Source organism: Winogradskyella immobilis, from assembly GCF_021887715.1.
Lineage (GTDB): Bacteria > Bacteroidota > Bacteroidia > Flavobacteriales > Flavobacteriaceae > Winogradskyella > Winogradskyella immobilis.
Genome location: NZ_JAIQXX010000005.1, coordinates 136,826 through 156,105 on the forward strand (window position 1 = coordinate 136,826; position 19,280 = coordinate 156,105).

The 19,280-nt window shown below is 31.6% G+C and carries 18 protein-coding genes and 1 other RNA gene; 8 read left to right on the forward strand and 11 right to left on the reverse strand.

The genetic code is table 11. From position 1 onward, the window contains the following. Window positions 1–13: 13 nt before the first annotated feature. From trpC to K8Z87_RS05675, 6 genes are all read right to left on the reverse strand, one after another. Window positions 14–811, reverse strand: a complete 798-nt coding sequence (gene trpC, locus K8Z87_RS05650; RefSeq protein ID WP_227476518.1) for an indole-3-glycerol phosphate synthase TrpC — start codon at window positions 809–811, stop codon at window positions 14–16. Beyond that, on the reverse strand, window positions 808–1,800 hold the full coding sequence (gene trpD / locus K8Z87_RS05655) for an anthranilate phosphoribosyltransferase (protein WP_227476519.1): 993 nt from the start codon (window positions 1,798–1,800) through the stop codon (window positions 808–810). The genes trpC and trpD overlap by 4 nt, the downstream gene beginning before the upstream one ends. A gap of 77 nt (window positions 1,801–1,877) precedes the next feature. Beyond that, entirely contained in the window at window positions 1,878–2,444 is a 567-nt protein-coding gene (locus K8Z87_RS05660) for an anthranilate synthase component II (protein WP_227476520.1), read from the reverse strand. Between the two features lie 285 nt (window positions 2,445–2,729). Next, a complete protein-coding gene (locus K8Z87_RS05665; protein WP_227476521.1) occupies window positions 2,730–4,136 on the reverse strand; it encodes an anthranilate synthase component I family protein in 1,407 nt (468 codons plus the stop codon). 340 nt (window positions 4,137–4,476) lie between these two features. Continuing rightward, window positions 4,477–5,052 carry a YceI family protein gene (locus K8Z87_RS05670; protein WP_227476522.1) on the reverse strand — a complete coding sequence of 192 codons (576 nt, stop codon included), beginning with the start codon at window positions 5,050–5,052 and terminating at the stop codon, window positions 4,477–4,479. 4 nt (window positions 5,053–5,056) lie between these two features. After that, complete coding sequence (locus tag K8Z87_RS05675; RefSeq protein WP_227476523.1) at window positions 5,057–5,512, reverse strand: MarR family winged helix-turn-helix transcriptional regulator; 456 nt, start codon at window positions 5,510–5,512, stop codon at window positions 5,057–5,059. 104 nt (window positions 5,513–5,616) lie between these two features. On the opposite strand from K8Z87_RS05675, the gene K8Z87_RS05680 reads away from it, so the two are divergent. The 5 genes from K8Z87_RS05680 (at window position 5,617) to K8Z87_RS05700 (ending at window position 10,166) form a co-directional block, all read left to right on the forward strand. Then, entirely contained in the window at window positions 5,617–6,138 is a 522-nt protein-coding gene (locus K8Z87_RS05680) for a TlpA family protein disulfide reductase (protein ID WP_227476524.1), read from the forward strand. 17 nt (window positions 6,139–6,155) lie between these two features. Continuing rightward, a complete protein-coding gene (locus K8Z87_RS05685; protein WP_227476525.1) occupies window positions 6,156–6,770 on the forward strand; it encodes a thioredoxin family protein in 615 nt (204 codons plus the stop codon). Window positions 6,771–6,880: 110 nt separating this feature from the next. Next, complete coding sequence (locus K8Z87_RS05690; RefSeq protein WP_227476585.1) at window positions 6,881–7,192, forward strand: rhodanese-like domain-containing protein; 312 nt, start codon at window positions 6,881–6,883, stop codon at window positions 7,190–7,192. A 12-nt stretch (window positions 7,193–7,204) separates the two neighbouring features. Continuing rightward, complete coding sequence (locus tag K8Z87_RS05695; protein ID WP_227476526.1) at window positions 7,205–7,612, forward strand: rhodanese-like domain-containing protein; 408 nt, start codon at window positions 7,205–7,207, stop codon at window positions 7,610–7,612. Window positions 7,613–7,751: 139 nt separating this feature from the next. After that, complete coding sequence (locus K8Z87_RS05700) at window positions 7,752–10,166, forward strand: protein-disulfide reductase DsbD family protein (protein WP_227476527.1); 2,415 nt, start codon at window positions 7,752–7,754, stop codon at window positions 10,164–10,166. Between the two features lie 94 nt (window positions 10,167–10,260). Here the strand turns inward: K8Z87_RS05700 and ssrA are convergent. Continuing rightward, window positions 10,261–10,669: a transfer-messenger RNA gene (gene ssrA / locus K8Z87_RS05705) on the reverse strand. 156 nt (window positions 10,670–10,825) lie between these two features. Here ssrA and K8Z87_RS05710 point away from each other — a divergent pair. Next, window positions 10,826–12,037 (forward strand): NAD(P)-dependent oxidoreductase, encoded by a 1,212-nt coding sequence (locus K8Z87_RS05710; RefSeq protein ID WP_227476528.1) that lies wholly within the window; start codon window positions 10,826–10,828, stop codon window positions 12,035–12,037. Between the two features lie 5 nt (window positions 12,038–12,042). Here K8Z87_RS05710 and K8Z87_RS05715 read toward each other — a convergent pair whose 3' ends face one another. Continuing rightward, window positions 12,043–14,286: a T9SS type B sorting domain-containing protein gene (locus K8Z87_RS05715; RefSeq protein ID WP_227476529.1), complete on the reverse strand. Its 2,244-nt coding sequence runs from the start codon at window positions 14,284–14,286 to the stop codon at window positions 12,043–12,045. Window positions 14,287–14,837: 551 nt separating this feature from the next. Between K8Z87_RS05715 and K8Z87_RS05720 the strand changes: the two genes are divergently transcribed. Next, the gene (locus tag K8Z87_RS05720) at window positions 14,838–15,182 is read left to right on the forward strand and encodes a hypothetical protein (protein ID WP_227476530.1); all 345 of its coding nucleotides are present in this window, start codon (window positions 14,838–14,840) and stop codon (window positions 15,180–15,182) included. Here K8Z87_RS05720 and K8Z87_RS05725 read toward each other — a convergent pair whose 3' ends face one another. From K8Z87_RS05725 to K8Z87_RS05735, 3 genes are read right to left on the reverse strand one after another with little or no spacing between them, the layout of a single operon-like run. Further along, complete coding sequence (locus tag K8Z87_RS05725) at window positions 15,183–16,052, reverse strand: hypothetical protein (RefSeq protein ID WP_227476531.1); 870 nt, start codon at window positions 16,050–16,052, stop codon at window positions 15,183–15,185. Between the two features lie 44 nt (window positions 16,053–16,096). Continuing rightward, window positions 16,097–16,909 (reverse strand): 3-deoxy-8-phosphooctulonate synthase, encoded by an 813-nt coding sequence (kdsA, locus tag K8Z87_RS05730; RefSeq protein ID WP_251059561.1) that lies wholly within the window; start codon window positions 16,907–16,909, stop codon window positions 16,097–16,099. Window positions 16,910–16,948: 39 nt separating this feature from the next. Next, window positions 16,949–17,308 (reverse strand): hypothetical protein, encoded by a 360-nt coding sequence (locus tag K8Z87_RS05735; protein ID WP_227476532.1) that lies wholly within the window; start codon window positions 17,306–17,308, stop codon window positions 16,949–16,951. A gap of 166 nt (window positions 17,309–17,474) precedes the next feature. Here K8Z87_RS05735 and typA point away from each other — a divergent pair, with 166 nt between their 5' ends. Next, the gene (gene typA / locus K8Z87_RS05740) at window positions 17,475–19,274 is read left to right on the forward strand and encodes a translational GTPase TypA (RefSeq protein ID WP_227476587.1); all 1,800 of its coding nucleotides are present in this window, start codon (window positions 17,475–17,477) and stop codon (window positions 19,272–19,274) included. Window positions 19,275–19,280: the final 6 nt, after the last annotated feature.

Sequence of the window (19,280 nt, forward strand, 5' to 3'; positions counted from 1 at the left end):
GCAAGAATCTATTTTAGATTATGTTTTTTTCAGTTAATTTTTCTATAAATGTTGTTGCACTAGCTCCAGGATTATTTGTTTTCATAAAATTTTCACCTATTAAAAAACCTTTATAGTCATAAGGTTGTAATTGTTTAATGGCTTCAACTGAGCTTATTCCACTTTCCGAAACTTTTACAAAGTCGTTTGGTATAAGTTGACTCAATTGTTTTGATATATCTAAACTAACTTCAAAAGTTTTAAGATTTCTATTATTAACACCTAACATATCTATAGAAGGCATAATAGATTTATGTAACTCTTCTTCATTATGGACTTCTAACAAAACATCTAGCTTTAGACTTTTTGCCAATTCTGAAAATTGTTTAATCTCATCTCTACTCAAAATAGCTGCAATTAATAAAATCACATCAGCACCATAGGCTTTGGCTTCAATAATTTGATATTCATTAATTACAAATTCCTTTCTTAATAGCGGAAGATTACAACTTGCTCTAGCAACTAATAGATCGTCTAAAGAACCACCAAAATACTTACCATCTGTTAATACAGACATCCCACAAACTCCTGCATCTTCATAGCCTTTTGCAACATCTTGAACATTTAAATTTTGATTAATCACAGATTTTGAAGGTGATCGTCTCTTGTGTTCTGCAATAATGCCAGACTTGCTAGCTGTTAAATTTTGAGCAAGCGAGTTAGTGTTTCTTTCAAAAAGAACTGAGGATTCCAATTGACGAATTGGGATAAGAGATTTGCGTAAATCTACTTCCCTTCGCTTGTCGATTACTATTTTATCTAAAATGTTCATTTACTCAATTCAATAAGTTTACTTAAACTCTCTTTTGCTTTCCCTCCTAATAACGACTCTTTAGCCAATTCAAAACCTTCTTTATGTGAGATTTGTTTGGCAGTAGCTATGGCTAAACCAGCATTAGCACAAACTACATTATTTTGTGCCTCTGTGCCGTTTCCGCTGATAATATCCATAAATAAATTTGCAGCATCTTTTATAGTATCTCCTCCAAAAATATCTGACTGATTAATAGTGTCTAAGCCTAAATCTTCAGGTGAGAATATGGTTTCAGAATGATTTGAAATTAGTTTAGCCTTTCCGGTTAAAGAAATTTCGTCATAACCATCTAAAGCAAAAATGATATTGTAATTTTTATTTGTCTTTTGATATAAAAAGCTATATAGTCGTAATATTTCCAAGCTATATACTCCTAATAATTGGTGTTTAGGAAATGATGGATTTACCATAGGTCCTAGCATATTAAAAAATGTTTTGACTCCTAATGCTTTACGAATAGGTGCTACATTTTTCATTGCAGGATGGAATAGTGGGGCATGTAAGATACATATTCCAGCATGGTCCAAACAGCGTTTCAAGAAGTCTTCATTATTTGAAAACTTAACACCGAGATATTCCATAACATTAGATGACCCAGAAGTTGAAGATACTCCATAATTTCCATGTTTTGTTACATGTACACCTGCGCCTGCAGTTATAAAAGAAGATAAGGTAGATATATTAAAAGTATTTTTGCCATCTCCGCCTGTACCTACAATATCTATGGCATTATAATCACTAAGATTTACACGAATACATAGTTCTAAAAGCGCATCTCTAAAGCCTTGTAGTTCTTCAATAGTAATGCTACGCATCATATATACTGATAAAAAGCATGCAATCTCACTTGAATTGTACATATCATTAGATATATTAACAATAACTTGCTTAGCCTCTTCAGTAGAAATGGTTTCGTGATTAATAAGTCTATTAAGTATTTGCTTCATCTTATTTCCGCGAAAGCGGTAATCTTTTTAATATTAATTCATTTTTAATAGATTCCTGTCTGCACAGGAATGACAGTCTAATTTTCAATCCAATTTTTTAGTATCTGTTTTCCATTTGGTGTTAATACAGATTCAGGATGGTACTGAACTCCTTTAACATCATAAACTCTATGGCGTAAAGACATTACTTGTCCATTTTCATCATAGGATGTAGCCTCTAATGCCTCTGGTAAATCTGTATTTACTACCCAAGAATGATATCTTCCTACTTCAAAAGTTTGATCTAGTCCATTAAATAAACTTTCGTCGTTGACACTTAGTGTTACTTTGGTTGCAACACCATGATAAACTGTATCTAAATTTTCTAATGTGCCACCAAAAACTTCTCCGATAGCTTGTTGACCTAAACAAACTCCTAAGATACTTTTAGTAGGCGCATATTCTGTTATAATCGCTTTGAGTAAGCCTGCTTCATCTGGAATTCCTGGACCAGGTGATAATACAATTTTGTGAAATGCATCAACTTCTTCTATAGCGAGTTTGTCGTTACGTTTTACGGTGACCTCACAATCTAAATCTTCTAGATAGTGTACCAAATTATAGGTAAAGCTATCATAATTGTCTATGACTAATACTTTTTTCATTTTATGCCCGAAAAAACGGGTGTCTTTAAATTCAACCTTTTTTTTAATTTTATTCATTTTGTCTTGATACAAAACGAATCAAAAAATCACAATCAAAATTAGGAAATTACTAAAGTAACATTCACTCTCGAAATTGCGTGCATGAAGCTTTGCTTCGCATCTTCATTTCTTTGTTCATTATTTCTGAATTTTGATGTTTCCGACTTTGTCGGAATTTCACTTTTTTAATTATCTTCTCACTTCTCACTTCTCACTTCTCACTTCTCACTTCTCACTTCTCACTTTTTATATATCTTCTGCCATTTTAATGGCTTTTGTTAATGCTCCTAATTTATTATATACTTCTTGTAACTCATTTTCAGGTTTAGATTTGGCAACAATACCAGCTCCAGCTTGCCAGTTGAGTTTATAATCTTTGCTTAAAAATGTTCTAATCATAATGGCATGATTAAAGTTTCCATCAAAATCCATAAAGCCTATGGCTCCACCATAATAGCCTCGACTTGTTTTTTCGTACTGTTCTATCAATTGCATGGCTCTATGTTTTGGTGCCCCACTTAATGTGCCAGCAGGAAATGTATCTGCTACAACCTGCATTGTTGAGGCAGAATTATGTTTATTACCGGTAACCTTACTTACTAAGTGAATGACATGAGAAAAAAACTGAACTTCTCTATAAGTTTCAACATTTACATTATTTCCATTCCTACTTAGATCGTTGCGTGCTAAATCAACGAGCATTACATGCTCTGCATTTTCTTTTTCGTCATTGATTAATTGTTCGGCGAGTTCGGCATCTTTAGTATCATCACCAGTTCTTTTGAATGTTCCTGCGATGGGGTGAATTTCAGCTAAACCATCAGTAACTATTAATTGCGCCTCTGGTGAACTACCAAAAATTTTGAAATTTCCATAGTCAAAATAGAATAAGTAAGGCGAAGGGTTTATACTTCTTAAAGCACGATAGACATTAAAATCATCTCCAGTGAATTCTTGCGAAAAACGCCTTGATAATACCAACTGAAATACATCTCCTCTTGCAGAATGCTTTTTGGCCAAATCTACATGTTGCAAAAATTCATTATCTGTTAAATTAGATGTAATATCTTCTTTACTATTGAAATTGAAAGATGCAAAATTTTGAACATTTATAAGTTCATCGATGTCGTCAATATTACTGTCTATATCATCTGGGCAATGTGCGAAAATATACGCTTCATTCTTAAAATGATTGATAGCAATAATATTTTGATATACCGCATAGTAGATATCTGGAATTTTGATTGAATCTTCTTTTTTAGATATCTCTACGTCTTCAAAATATCTTACAGCATCGTAAGCCGTATAACCAAAAATACCGTTGTTTATGAATTTGAAATCGTCTTCAGAATTGGTGTTGAATCGTTTTGTGAAATTATAAATCTCTTCAACCACACTAACATCATCTGTTATTGGTGTTTTAGTAGTGCTGCCATCTGGGAAAATTTGTGTAATTACTTCATTTTCGACCTTAATAGAGGCAATAGGATTACAACAGATATATGAAAAATTCTTGTGATTTCTATGGTAGTCACCACTTTCTAATAAGATACTATTAGGAAATTTATCTCTTATTTTAAGATAGATACTTACAGGAGTAATAGTATCCGCTAATATCTTTTTATAGTGCGTATATAGATTAAATATTTTCATTTATGCTGAGTTTATTTCAGTATTTTTTGATTTGTTTATTCGAAACACAGAGACGACACTCTGTGTGACGTTTTTTTATTTAAACTAAAAAAGACCTGTCGTGAATGACAAGCCTTTTTATATTTTAAATAAACACAATGGACTATTTCACGAACGTTTCGTTAGTTAATTTCCACCACCATGTTTTAGTTGTTTGCATTATTAATTTTTTTAGCGAGACAAATATAGAAATGATAATTTTTATATCAAACTATTAAATAAAAAAGATTCCCGGTCAAACTACTTTGAGGGTTATTACGGGAATCCTATGTCTAAATGTTGCTATTAACCATTTGAAGTCCTAAAACTTTAAAGTTACATTTAGATCAAAATCATCATTGATTGCTTTATTCTTAAGTCCATCAAAGAAACTTGACGATCCGTATTTAATATCGTATTTAGTACGATCTACCTTTACAGAAGCAGATGCTGTATGTTCTTCAACATTCATATTAAAGGTTATAGGATTTGTAATGCCTTTAATAGATAAATTACCAGTTACAGCATACATATTTCCATCTTGTTTTTCAGTCTTAGTAATATTTAGAGTTGCAGTTGGGTGTTTTTCAACACCAAAGAAATCTTCAGATTTTAAATGACCTTCTAATTTAGATTTTCCGCCACCTTGTAGATCAGTATTGTTAATACTGGCCATATCCATAACAAATGCTCCACCGGTTAACGTGTTGTCATCAAATTTAAGCATACCACTTTTAAGCGCAATAGTACCTTGGTGTTGCCCTCCCGTTACTTTTTTTCCTATCCAAGTAATAGTACTTTCATTAACGTTTACCATTTTTTCTTTCACAGCAGTGAAGGACATTAGAGATACAGCAAGTATAGCTATAATTGCAATTTTTAAATTTTTAATTTTCATAATTTTATGATTTCAGTTTTAGTAATAAAATATTTAATTGTTTTAACTCATCAGAGGATAGGTTTTCAGTGATTGAGTTTTCAACGGATAAAATTAAAGGGTCTAAACCTTTTAAAATTTTTAAACCTAATTTAGTAATAGAAATATCTACTTTACGTCTGTTTTGTTGACTTAAGTGACGTTCTACAAAATTCTTTTTTAAAAGTTTGTCTACTAATCGCGTGGTATTACTCATTTTATTTACCATGCGCTGTTGAATATCTTGCAAGTTAATAGATTTTCCTTTTTGACCTCGTAAAATTCTTAAAACATTAAACTGTTCTAGAGATAAGTCGTAAGGTTTTAATTGAGCTAACAATTGATCTTTAACATAAATGTTAGAGTGAAATATATTAATTACAGCAGCCCTAGAATCAGGCATTTGAACTGTAGTTTTAAATATTTCTTGTAACTCTTTCATATACAACAATTGTATATACAAATGTACTATTATTTAACATACTTAGCGAATTAATTTTATGTTAAATATTTAATCTTTAACATTCACATTCCTAATTTTATAGAATGAAGCAATTCTTAGTTATTATAATACTTGTTGTGTTCGGTTGTAAAAATTCAAATGAAGTTCAACCTGTAGAAGAAATTGAGCCGATAGAATCTATAGAAACGGATTTAGAGATTTATGATTTTGAGGGTTTGAAACCTTTTTTAAATCAAGAAGATGATAAGATTCATGTTGTTAACTTTTGGGCAACTTGGTGTGCGCCATGTGTAAAAGAACTTCCGTATTTTGAAACGGTAAACAGAAATTATGCAGATAAAAATGTAGAAGTATTATTAGTTAGTCTAGATTTTCCGAGACAATACGATACTAAATTGAAACCTTTTTTAAAAAAAGAGCAACTCAACTCAAAGGTTATTTGTTTTGATGATATAGATCAAAACACATGGATACCGGCAATTGACAAAGATTGGTCTGGTGCTATACCAGCTACTTTAATATATAAAAATGGTAAGCGTAAATTTTATGAAGGTTCATTTACCATGGAGAACTTAGAAGCCGAACTTAAAAACTTTTTAAACTAAATAGATAATTAGAAATTATGAAAACACTAAAAATGATTGCAGTAGTTATATGTATGGTTACATTATCTGCTTTTACAATGTCAACAGAAGATGAAGGCTATTCAGTAGGAGATATTGCTACTGACTTTAAATTAGAGAATATTGATGGTAAAATGGTATCCTTATCAGATTATGAGCAAGCAAAAGGATTTATTGTTGTATTTACATGTAATACTTGCCCTTATGCTGTAGCTTATGAAGATAGAATAGTAGCTTTAGATAAAAAATATGCGTCTAAAGACTATCCAGTAATAGCTATTATGCCAAATGATACGGACGTAATGCCAGGTGATAATATGAAAGCTATGCAAGCAAGAGCCAAGGCAAAAGGATTTACATTTCCGTATTTAATGGATAAAGGTCAAAAGATATATCCGCAGTATGGTGCTACTAAAACTCCACATGTATATGTTTTAGAAAAAACGAGAAAAGGAAACGAAGTAAAATATATTGGGGCAATCGATGATAATTATAAGGATGCAGCGGCCGTAAAAACAAAGTATGTTGAAAATGCTGTAGATGCGTTATTAAGTGGTAAAGAAGTAGAACAAAAAGAAACTAGAGCTATAGGTTGCTCAATAAAAGTGAAATAGACTTTAAGCATTTAAACGTTAAATATTGAACCTGAGGTGTAACACTTCGGGTTTTTTTACGTCTATTTCATAAGTAATTGTTAATTTTGTTTAATTATTTTACTTAAATGATGGATTTAAACCAAGAAGATTGGACAAAACAACTCACTGAAGACAATAATTCAGTGATTTTAGATGTTAGAACAGAGGAAGAAGTTGATTTAGGGTTTATACCAAAAGCAATTAATATAGATATTTATCAAGGACAAAATTTTATAAATGCTATAGAGAATCTAGATAAATCTAAAAATTACTATGTCTATTGTAGATCGGGAGCTAGAAGTGCAAAAGCTTGCTCCGTAATGAACCAAATAGGTATTAAAAATGCGTATAACTTACTTGGAGGTTTTAATGAATGGCAAGGAGAAGTGAGTTCAATATAATAAATTATAGGTATGAGAAAGTTACTTACAGGATTTAGTTTTTTATTGGTTTTATTTTTTAGTAGTTGTATTGATGCAAAAGATACTAAAGCTGAAGTAAAATTGGTTAGTGCTGAAGAAATGCAATCTATATTAGAACTAGAAGATGTACAACTCGTAGATGTGCGTTCAGCTGAAGAATTTGCTATAGAACATATTCCAAATGCACAGAATATAGATTTTAGATCTCCAACTTTTGAAGCGGATATTACTAAACTCGATAAATCTAAACCTGTTGTTTTGTATTGTAAATCTGGAGGGCGAAGTTCTAAGTGCGTTAAGAAAATGAAGGAAGCAGGATTTGAAAAAATATACGAGCTTGATGGAGGCATATCTAAATGGAAGCATGCCAAAGAATCTCAACAACCCGAAAAATCATAATATAAAAAAACCGAACAATGTGTTCGGTTTTTTTATACAATTCCCTTAAATCTTTATTCTTAAGATTTTTATAAATTAGGCAGCTGTAATATGCAAATAAAAAATACAAGAGTTACATTTGTGTTATAATCATAAGCCTATGTCTTTAAAAAAGCTGTTCCTATTTAGCCTTTTCGCAATATTTAGTACTTCAATTTTTTCTCAAATATTAGAACCCATAAAATGGTTATCTAGTGTTAACAAAATTTCAGATACAGATTACGAGCTTGTTTTTTCAGCTACAATAGAAAAAAACTGGAAACTTTACTCACAAGAAGAACCAGATGGTTTAGGACCATTACCAACAGTTTTTGAGTTTGCTGCTGCTGAAGGTAATTATGAATTAATAGGCGATGTAAGTGAGCCTAAAGTAGAACCTTATCATGATAAGGTTTTCGATTTAGATATTAAATTCTTTAATGATAAAGCCGATTTTAAACAACGCATCCGATTACTAAATAAAGAGCTTAAAACCATAAGTGTTTCTGTAGATTATATGACCTGTGATGACGAAAAATGTATTCCAGCAGATAATAAATTTACAATACCTATAGGAGATGAATCTTCAACGACTTTATTTAATAAAGGTAATGTGTCACAAATTCTAGATCCAGTAAAATGGACTTCAGAAATAAATAAAATTTCTGACACAGAATATGAATTGGTATATAAAGCAGCTATTGAAAAGGATTGGCATTTTTATTCTCAATTTTCAGAAGATACAACAGGATTAGGGCCAATTGCTACTGAATTATCATTTAAAGATTCAGAGAATAATTATGAGTTAATAGGTGAAACATCTCAATCTAAGACGATTGAAACTTATGAGCCTGCTTTTGAAATGAATGTTAGTTATTTTGAAAATGAAGCGATTTTTAAGCAAAAAATAAAAACCAAAAATCCAGAGCTTAATATAATCAAAGCAGAAATCTATTATCAAGTTTGTAATTCTGAACGTTGCTTAGCACCTAGTGCCTTTGAAATAAGTACAGCACTGAATGGTGAAATAATAGAAGAAAAAAACATAGCGATTGACGAAAGGAGTAAAGCGTTATCAAATGCATTAGATTTAAATGTTACTGGCTGGGATAAATATGAAAGAGAAGACGTTGCTGAAAAAAGTAACTTCACTATTTTCTTTTTAGGTTTTCTTGGTGGGTTGATTGCGTTATTAACACCTTGTGTGTTTCCTATGATTCCTTTAACGGTTTCTTTCTTTACAAAGAGTGCAGGCGATTCTAAAAAAGGTATTGCTAATTCGGTTATGTATGGTTTCTTTATCTTTTTAATTTACTTTTTATTGAGTTTACCGTTTCATGTTTTAGATAGTTTAGATCCTGAGATTTTAAATAATATTTCAACCAATGTAACTTTAAATATTATATTCTTTATCATATTTATAGCATTTGCATTTTCGTTTTTTGGTTATTTCGAACTCACATTACCGCAATCTTGGAGTGCGTCTTTAGATAGTAAAGCCAATAGCATTGGTGGACTTATAGGCGTCTTTTTTATGGCACTAACATTAGCCATAGTATCGTTTTCTTGTACAGGTCCAATTTTAGGAACACTTTTAGGTAGTTCTTTATCTAGTGATGCAGGAGCAACACAATTAACTATGGGTATGAGTGGCTTTGGTTTAGCATTAGCACTACCGTTTACTTTATTTGCAATGTTTCCTAAGTGGTTAAATCAATTGCCAAAATCTGGAGGTTGGTTAAATACAGTAAAAGTAGTTTTAGGGTTTATTGAAATTGCTTTGGCCTTGAAATTTTTATCTAATGCAGATTTAGTAGAACATTGGGGCTTGTTAAAACGTGAAGTCTTTATTGGATTATGGATAGTTACAGGGATTGGTTTAGTGCTATATCTATTGGGTATTATAAAATTTCCGCATGATGGACCTAAAAAGAAAATTACTCCTTGGAGATGGTCCTTTATCTTTTTGGTATTTGCTTTTGTAGTGTATTTAATTCCTGGATTGACAAATACAAAACAAGCCAATTTAACTCTGCTTAGTGGTTTTCCACCACCATTGCCTTATAGTGTTTATGAGAAAGATTCAGAATGCCCACTTGGTCTCAATTGTTATAAAGATTTAGAAGAAGGTTTAGCAGCTGCAAAAGCAGAAAATAAACCTGTTATGTTAGATTTTACGGGTTGGGCATGTGTTAATTGCCGTAAGATGGAAGAACAAGTGTGGAGTAAAGACAAGATTTATAATATGCTTAATGAAGATTATGTGATTATATCTTTATATGTTGATGATCGCAAAGAATTGCAAAAAGATCAACAATTCCAATTTTTAAAGTCGAACGGTAATGTTAAAGATATTGAAACTATAGGTGATAGGTGGGCGACATTACAGACAATGAATTTTCAAAACAATTCGCAACCGTATTATGTGTTGTTAAATCATGATATGGAATTGCTAAATCATACTACAGCTTATACACCAAATGAAGATGAGTATTTTAAATGGTTAGAAAAAGGCTTAGAAAACTTTAAAAAGTAGTTAGGTTAAAATACAAGGCTAAAAACGGTGCCTTCATTTTCTTTACTATTAGCAGTTAAATATTAAATAAAAAACGCTCCATACGGAGCGTTTTTTGTGGAGTCGGAGAGAATCGAACTCTCGTCCAAACAAGTAACTAAAGAGTTTTCTACACGCTTAGTCTATTCTTAGGTTTTCGATTATAAACTGGTTAAAGACAACCTACTTATAACTTAACTTCTTAATCTCGAAAAGGCATCAAAGCACTACCTAATCTTAGTTAATATTTACGATGCCTCTAATCCCGATAGTTATCGGGAGAACGCCATTAACCAAGGCTTTCTGGAGACATTTAGCTTGCTCACCTTGTGAGCCTAGGCCAATCTTACTATAATTCAGATTATGCAGCTAAAGCGTAGTTATTCTCGCCGTTTAAAATTTGGTCTAGCCTTTTACGTGTATCAATGCCATTACACGACGTGCTTACCATTTAATTAATCTCGCTGTCAAAACCAGTCGACCCCAATTTTAATTTAAAAAGGATAGCGAAGTTACAAAAAAAGTTGTGCAACCTCTTAAATCCAAGTATTTTTGAACAAAAATTATTCCAATTTTCAGTTGGCAGTTTATAATGACGATTTTCATTCATTTTAAACAAGTAACTAATTAGACAAATTAGCATGAGCCTAAAATTCGCCATTATAAAAGAACGCAAAAGCCCACCAGATAGACGTGTTGTATTTTCACCACAAAAATTAGCAGAAGCTAGAGAACAATTTCCTAATGCAGAATTTGTTGTAGAGTCTTCAGATATCCGTGTGTTTCCGGATGAAGCCTATGCAAAACTAGGATTTAAAGTTACTGATGATATTAGTGATTGTGATGTAATGATAGGAGTTAAAGAAGTGCCTATTGATCATTTAATACCTAATAAAAAATATTTCTTTTTTAGTCATACTATTAAAAAGCAACCTTATAACAGAAAGCTATTAGTAGCAATGTTAGAGAAGAACATAGAAATGTTTGATCATGAAACTATTGTCGGTAATAATGGATTTCGCCTTATAGGGTTTGGGCGTTATGCAGGTTTGGTTGGTGCTTATAATGGTTTTAGAGCATTAGGATTAAGAGATAACCTGTTTAAACTTCCAAAAGTAGAAACACTGTCCGATTTAGATGATGTAAAACGGCAGTTAGATAAGATTACCTTACCAAACATAAAAATACTACTTACTGGTACAGGCAAAGTCGCTAAAGGAGCAAAAGAAATTTTAGATCACCTAGGTGTAAAAGAAATTAGCGATGCGCTGTATTTAACCTCTCAATTTATGGAACCTGTATATGTTATGGCTGATGTTATGGAATACGCAAAACGTAAAGATGGAAAAGTAGGCAGTACTGAAGAGTTTTATGTAGACCCTAGTGGTTATAAAAGTAATTTTATGGCTTATGCTAAAGAGACAGATTATTTTATAGCGGGTCATTTTTATGGGGATGGAGCTCCATATTTATTTACAAGAGAAGATGCCAAACATCCAGAATTTAAAATTAATCTTGTTGCAGATATTTCTTGTGATATAGATGGCCCAGTGGCAAGTACAATTAGACCTTCAACCATAGCAGAACCATTTTATGGTTACGATCCTAAAAATGAGTCTGAAACAACATTCGATGCTAAAAATGCTATAACTGTTATGGCTGTAGATAATTTACCATGTGAATTACCAAAAGATGCCAGTGAAGGTTTTGGAGATACATTTTTAAAGCATGTAATACCAGCATTCTTCAATAATGATAAAGATGGTATTTTACAACGCTCTAAAATGACTGAAAACAAAAAACTGACTAAACGTTTTAGTTATTTACAAGATTATGTAGATGGAATGGATTAAGCATTTTATCGCTTTAAAGTAAAATGTCCATAATGTACATTGCCATTATTACGTACAACCCTAAACCAATAATCAGACGTAGGCATTGGTTGCCCATTAAATGTCCCATCCCAACCTCTATCTTTAAAATCGAACGTGGTTAGGAGTTTGCCATAACGATCGAAGATAGATATTTCTATATTTTCTTCTCTATTAGAGTTAATAACACGCCAATAATCATTAACACCATCTCCATTTGGAGTAAAAAATCGATCGTGATACAATAAAAAGAGAGTATCACTAACCACTTCTCTTAAGCAATTTATATCTCTTACATATACTCTATAATCGTCTATAGGGAGATCCAAAAATATTGGTGATGTTTGATAATTAATACCATCTACTGAATATTCATAGTCTCCATTTTCAGCCAGTATCACCTCTATTGAATTATGGTTTTGACTCCAATCTATAACTTTTATGTCTTCAATAATAGGCGGATTATCACCTAGGCTAACAAATATTGTAGTTTGAGCTTCACAGGTAAAAGTCCCAAAATCTTGTACAACAGTTAGTATATAGCGTCCAGTAGCCATTACCGTAATATCTTGAGTAGTCTCTCCTGTAGACCATTCATAACTAATAAAACCATCTGGAGCACTAAGGATTAGGCCATCTTTAACATCACATATAAATTGTTCAGTAGGGATGTCTATAGTAATAAACTCTGGCGTAGTTATATTAAAACTAGAAATATCAAAACAAGTAGGGCTTACGGCATTTTCTACTCTTACCCATATCGTTACAGTGCCTATGTCTGGCACTAAATCGATAATTGGATCATTTTTTAATAATGCATTTTGCTCAGTAGTATAATATGTTACTCTAAAAATATCTGGATCTAAACCATTTAGTACTTCTTCATCATAATCGATTAAAAAAACAGTAGTATCCTCGGAACATAAAAAAACATCGTCTAACTCTATAATGTTTGGTGTTTCAAATATTGTAATTTCTTTCGAGTCTGTAAAAATAAGTTCATTATCTAAAAAATTAACAATGACTTTAACAGATACAGTATATGTTCCTGGATTTAAATAAGTGTGTAGTATGTTTTCGCTATCTGTTGTTATTGTATTACCATCACCCAAATCCCATTGATATGAATTTTGGCTAAAAGATGAAGATATACCATAGTTAATTTCAGTTGTCTCACCTTCACAAATATTAACAAAAGAAATACCTATAGGACGTTTAGGAAGTAAAAATGTAGGTAAATCTAGTAAGTTAGCACCAGATAAGTCTAGAACATTACTGCTATAATCAGAATCAAATCCTATAATATTTGGGTCTCTTATTGCTCCTATAAAAGGAAGTCCTCTTTGAACACTATATATTTTGCCATCAGGACCTCTTTTTAAATAAGGATATACACTGGATGGTGAAGGAGTTAAATTAATTGGGTCGGGAATGTTATTTAAATCTGCGATATCATATTGTCGTATACCTTCGGTAAGATATGTTGTGTATAATACTTTACTATTTGGTGAAAATTCAATACCAAAATATGGGAATAAATTTCCAGTCTCATCCTGTTCTTCATATACTAAATCTAATTTACCAGTGAGGTCATTAAATCGGAGGATAAATAATTTTTTAAGACGTGGAAATCCTACTGCAATTAGTGTGTTATCTGGAGATATTTCCATGACTCCGAAATCTGTTTGACTACCGTCAACAAAACTAAGTCCCTCTTGAGATCGAACAGGAGTTCTAGAAATTCCGTTTTCTGTTATTAAATACGCATTATAACTACCATCTCGCATAGCAATTAACCATATATCTCTACCATTTGCATGCCTAGCTGTAACCATATGCTGTCCAGCGTTATTAAGTAAGACCTCATGGTCAATGGATGGATCCAATCCACCCAAGCCATTGTTTAATGACATGTCAACAATATTATAAGTAAGCCTATTTCTAAGTCCTTCCATTGTGGTTACAAATACATAATACCTATTAGGATTACCAGGATCACGAGCTACGGCAGCTTGAGACCCTCTGAAGGCAAATTTATCTGTAGGAGAATTAAGCATATTCTCTTGCATTCTGTTTTTAAAAATCCGACCATCTGAGTAAAAGAGTAAATTGCCTTCATCATCATTAGCACAGATGAGATTATTAGGGCCATCGACAAATCCTAGAAAAACATTTCTAGGTATAGTATTATCATCTAAACTAGAAGGGATGCCAAAATTGTTGAACTTCATTCCAGCTAATTGACCAAAGTACCACGTGCTTCTTTCATTTTGTGCATTAATATTTAAAAATGAAAAAATAAAGCAAAGTACAATTAGAGTGCTATGTAATTTTTTGATAGTCAATGATTCTCCTTATTATTAATTTAGGATAATAACATATTCTATAAAATATGTAGGTGAAGTTATATAGAAATGGTTAGTGATATAATCTGTTACGTATCAAAAATTATACCACAAAAATTTAAATATTTATTATTTACACATAAAAACATAGGATATGTGTCGTAAAAACTAAGTTATTCAATTTGTAAGATTTTTACCTAAGGTTTATGAGAAACTTAAAATATTTTTAGATAATAGTACGTGAAAATAAGATGAGTTACATTATCGCTCATCAAGAACATTGATTATTATGATAGTATTAAATAATCAATATCCAGCGTATAAAAACTAATTGAATATAGCAAGATTATGTATGAGATAAAATAATTTCAATATTACAAACCAATTTATAGAAGATATTAGTTAAATTTATAATCTAACTTTAAAACTATTCAATCATGACAGGATTACTTTTACCTATAGCAAACATAGCTGGTGGTCTATTATTAGGCTTAGCTACTTTAGATAAATGGGACGGTGATAAAAACTTCTTTAATAAAATAGCAGGAGTTTTGGCACCATTTCAAAGTGTAATAGGTGGCGCACTTATTATTCTACCTATTTTAAACTTTAGTTTATTAGCCATAGTTAGTATTGCAGGTGGTATTTTGTTATTAACTCATGCTTTTGGTAAAGTGCCTGCTTTAGAAGCAACTCTAAGGAAAATATCTGATAAATTAAGTCCGTTTAAAGCTCTAATAGGAATTGCACTGTTGGTTATTGGCTTGCTTAATATTTTATAATTAATTTTTGAAAAGCCTAAAAACACCACCAAAAGCGACAACACGTTGGAAGAAATAAAAACTTTGCTCTGCACTATCTGCAGAATCTTGTGTTGTCCTAATATCATTCATATTAATATAACCGCCCCGTAAATCGAGTTGCATAAAGAAATGTTTAAAAAATGTAAGATTTAATCCTAAATTCCCTGATATTCCATAACCAGATAAATGAAATTGATCGTAACGTTCTTTTTGTAAAAGCGTTGTATTTGTTTTAGGGTATAAGATGCCACCACCTATACCTTCGGTAATATTAACTTGAAACTTATCCGTATTGGTAATACCAAATAGACTAGAAATATCATCATATCTTGCTAGTTCAACACGAATATAATTTAAGCCATCGGTATGTTCAAATTCTAAGAATTCTTCAGACACAAAGAATTCTTCATTATTATACGTTCCATTATAAATGCTACCAGCTTCACTTTCAGGCAAATTAATAAATCCATCAATATCACGTACTCTATTTCTATTTAACACATATTTCATATGGTCTAAACCCACAGAAACACTATAATGGTCAGATATAAAATAACCTATTTTTGCATTTGTTTGAGGAATTGTAATGCGAGATGGGTTAATATAATCTATATGCCAACCTTTTGGTTTATCATTTGCAGTAGCATTATTTATTGTAAAATCATAGCCTTCACCCTTAAAACGTATATCTGATTTAGAATATGATGCTACATTTCCTCCCCAACTGAAAAAGAATTTCCCTTTATTAGAAGCTGTATAACGTTTATTCTCTTCATTAATTTGCGCTGATAGACTCAAAGATGAAAAACAAATAAATATAAAAATCAGATAAGATTTAATTTTGAGCATATCAATTAGTTATTGAAACTAAAACTATTTACAATCGTAATTTATTAAAGTGAATTTATTGTTTTTCTAATCGCAATAAGATTAGTTAATAGATTCTCGAGGTTATCTAAATGTAGCATATTTGCTCCATCACTTTTTGCATTAGCAGGATCAAAATGTGTTTCAATAAATAAACCATCAACATTATTTACTACTCCGGCTCTAGCAATAGTTTCTATCATGTCTGGTCGACCACCAGTAACACCAACGGTTTGGTTAGGTTGTTGTAATGAATGTGTTACATCTAAAACTGTTGGGGCATAACCTCGCATTGTTGGTATGCCACGAAAATCTACAATCATATCTTGGTAGCCAAACATAGTACCTCGATCTGTAATCCATACATTATCATTGCCAGCATCTTTTACTTTTTGTACAGCGTGCTTCATGGCTTCAGGACTCATAAATTGTCCTTTTTTAAGGTTAACAACTTTTCCAGTTTTAGCAGCAGCAACAACTAAATCGGTCTGACGTACTAAAAATGCAGGAATTTGTAATACATCTACATAATTAGCGGCAAAAGTGGCATCAGAGACTTCATGGATGTCAGTTACAGTTGGAACGCCAAAAGTTTCAGAAACTTTTTTAAGAATCTTTAACGCTTTTTCGTCACCAATACCTGTAAAGCTATCTATTCTACTTCGATTAGCTTTTTTAAAACTTCCCTTAAAAATATATGGAATATTTAATTTGTCTGTAATTGTAATAACGCGCTCAGCAATTCTAAGTGCCATATCTTCACCTTCAATGGCACATGGACCACAGAGTAAGAAGAAATTATTAGAATTTACGTGTTTTAGTTTAGGAATAGTAACCAAATCTTTAAGACTTAAATATTAAGTCGCAAAGATAACATTTTAAAATACCTTTTTAAGACTATTTCTTATAATCCAGAGTGACATTATAAAATTACTAATAACAAAAAGACCTCCGTAAAATAAAAATGTTTTAGTACTATCAGACCAGTGTATAATATTTAAAATATCAGATAAGTAGGCAAGAATAATATATGAAGATAAGCAAACAAAGATTATTCCTAAAGTAAAATTTAACTTTCGACTAGGTTTTATAATCTGCCATAAAAAAGGCAATCCAAAAAGTAGAATAGGATAGGCACTAAGGCCCTCATTTTGGTTAATATCAGTAAACCAATACGCAGTAATAGCTATAAAATATAAATAAGGAATAAATTTAGAATAACGACTAATCAGACTCATGTTAAATTTAAAATAAAATTAATAATCAACTTTTTATGGATCAGCTGACGGATATATAATTAAACGAAAAGTGCTTAAGAATATTACAGCGTTTTTTAATTATAACATATAATTAACTTATCAATAATAAATGAGTACCTTTGCACGCTTAAAATCAGCATCAGTTATGGCTAAGATTAAAAATATTGCAATTATTGCACACGTAGATCATGGTAAAACAACTTTGGTAGATAAAATAATGTACCATTGCCAATTGTTTCGTGAAAATGAGAATACAGGAGATTTAATCCTAGATAATAATGATCTTGAACGAGAACGCGGTATAACCATTACATCTAAAAATGTTTCTGTAGTTTACAGAGATACTAAAATTAATATTATTGATACGCCTGGTCACGCCGATTTTGGAGGTGAGGTAGAACGTGTATTAAATATGGCTGATGGTGTTTTATTATTGGTAGATGCTTTTGAAGGACCAATGCCTCAAACACGTTTTGTATTGCAAAAAGCAATTGATTTAGGCTTAAAACCTTGTGTGGTTGTTAATAAGGTCGATAAAGAAAATTGTACTCCAGAAGAAGTTCATGAAAAAGTTTTTGACTTAATGTTTGAACTTGGTGCGGAAGAATGGCAATTAGATTTTCCTACAGTATACGGATCAGCTAAGCACAATTGGATGAGTGAAGATTGGGAAAATCCAACAGACAATATTGAGCCATTATTAGATATGGTTATTGAGCATATTCCAGAACCAAAAATTGAAGAAGGAACTACGCAAATGTTAATTACATCTTTAGACTTTTCTTCCTTTACAGGACGTATTGCCATAGGTCGATTAACTAGAGGTGAATTAAAAGCTGGTCAACAAATTTCTTTAGTAAAAAGAGATGGATCTATTGTGAAAAGTAGAATTAAAGAATTACATACATTTGAAGGTTTAGGTCGTAAAAAAGTAGATGCAGTACAAACAGGAGATATTTGTGCTATTGTAGGTTTAGAAGGTTTTGAAATTGGTGATACAGTTGCCGATTTAGAACAACCAGAAGGCTTAAAAACTATTGCTATTGATGAGCCAACGATGAGTATGTTATTTACAATTAATGATTCTCCATTTTTTGGTAAAGATGGAAAGTTTGTAACATCTCGTCATATAAAAGAACGTTTAACTAAAGAATTAGAAAAAAACTTAGCATTAAGAGTAGAAGAAACCGATAGTGCGGATAAGTTTATGGTCTTTGGACGTGGTGTATTACACTTATCAGTTTTAATAGAAACTATGCGTCGTGAAGGTTACGAACTACAAATCGGTCAACCACAAGTTATCATTAAAGAAGTTGATGGTGTTAAATGCGAACCTTTTGAAGAAATGACTATAGATTTACCAGAACATGTTTCAGGAAAAGCTATAGAAATGGTAACGATGCGTAAAGGTGAGATGACAAGTATGGAGGCTAAAGGCGATCGTATGGTTTGTGAGTTTATTGTACCATCTCGTGGTATTATAGGTTTACGTAATCAATTGCTTACAGCAACTGCAGGTGAGGCTATTATGGCACATAGATTTAAAGAATATCAACCCTTAAAAGGAGGAATTCCTGAGCGTCAGAATGGATCTTTAGTGTCTATGGAAAACGGAAGTGCAATTCCTTATTCTATTGATAAATTACAAGATCGTGGTAAGTTTTTTGTAGATCCAGGTGAAGATATTTATGAAGGCCAAGTTATTGGAGAGAATTCTCGTGGTGATGATATGACTGTAAATGTTACTAAAACTAAAAAGTTAAGTAATGTACGTTCTTCAGGTGCAGATGACAAGGCTAAAATTGTACCAGCGATTAAGTTTTCTTTAGAAGAAGCTTTAGAATATATTCAAAAAGATGAATATGTTGAAGTTACACCAAATCACTTGAGATTGCGTAAGGTCTTTTTAAAAGAAGTTGATCGTAAACGAAATAAGAATATCTAAATTTTA

What these genes read in the sequence shown, in the direction of transcription:
- K8Z87_RS05680 (WP_227476524.1), top strand. Translation starts at nt 5,617, where the DNA reads ATGAAGCAATTCTTAGTTATTATAATACTTGTTGTGTTCGGTTGTAAA.
- K8Z87_RS05665 (WP_227476521.1), bottom strand. Translation starts at nt 4,136, where the DNA reads ATGAAAATATTTAATCTATATACGCACTATAAAAAGATATTAGCGGAT.
- K8Z87_RS05720 (WP_227476530.1), top strand. Translation starts at nt 14,838, where the DNA reads ATGACAGGATTACTTTTACCTATAGCAAACATAGCTGGTGGTCTATTA.
- K8Z87_RS05660 (WP_227476520.1), bottom strand. Translation starts at nt 2,444, where the DNA reads ATGAAAAAAGTATTAGTCATAGACAATTATGATAGCTTTACCTATAAT.
- trpC (WP_227476518.1), bottom strand. Translation starts at nt 811, where the DNA reads ATGAACATTTTAGATAAAATAGTAATCGACAAGCGAAGGGAAGTAGAT.
- K8Z87_RS05735 (WP_227476532.1), bottom strand. Translation starts at nt 17,308, where the DNA reads ATGAGTCTGATTAGTCGTTATTCTAAATTTATTCCTTATTTATATTTT.
- K8Z87_RS05700 (WP_227476527.1), top strand. Translation starts at nt 7,752, where the DNA reads ATGTCTTTAAAAAAGCTGTTCCTATTTAGCCTTTTCGCAATATTTAGT.
- K8Z87_RS05715 (WP_227476529.1), bottom strand. Translation starts at nt 14,286, where the DNA reads ATGAAGTTCAACAATTTTGGCATCCCTTCTAGTTTAGATGATAATACT.
- K8Z87_RS05695 (WP_227476526.1), top strand. Translation starts at nt 7,205, where the DNA reads ATGAGAAAGTTACTTACAGGATTTAGTTTTTTATTGGTTTTATTTTTT.
- K8Z87_RS05685 (WP_227476525.1), top strand. Translation starts at nt 6,156, where the DNA reads ATGAAAACACTAAAAATGATTGCAGTAGTTATATGTATGGTTACATTA.
- K8Z87_RS05725 (WP_227476531.1), bottom strand. Translation starts at nt 16,052, where the DNA reads ATGCTCAAAATTAAATCTTATCTGATTTTTATATTTATTTGTTTTTCA.
- K8Z87_RS05690 (WP_227476585.1), top strand. Translation starts at nt 6,881, where the DNA reads ATGGATTTAAACCAAGAAGATTGGACAAAACAACTCACTGAAGACAAT.
- typA (WP_227476587.1), top strand. Translation starts at nt 17,475, where the DNA reads ATGGCTAAGATTAAAAATATTGCAATTATTGCACACGTAGATCATGGT.
- K8Z87_RS05710 (WP_227476528.1), top strand. Translation starts at nt 10,826, where the DNA reads ATGAGCCTAAAATTCGCCATTATAAAAGAACGCAAAAGCCCACCAGAT.
- K8Z87_RS05675 (WP_227476523.1), bottom strand. Translation starts at nt 5,512, where the DNA reads ATGAAAGAGTTACAAGAAATATTTAAAACTACAGTTCAAATGCCTGAT.
- K8Z87_RS05670 (WP_227476522.1), bottom strand. Translation starts at nt 5,052, where the DNA reads ATGAAAATTAAAAATTTAAAAATTGCAATTATAGCTATACTTGCTGTA.
- trpD (WP_227476519.1), bottom strand. Translation starts at nt 1,800, where the DNA reads ATGAAGCAAATACTTAATAGACTTATTAATCACGAAACCATTTCTACT.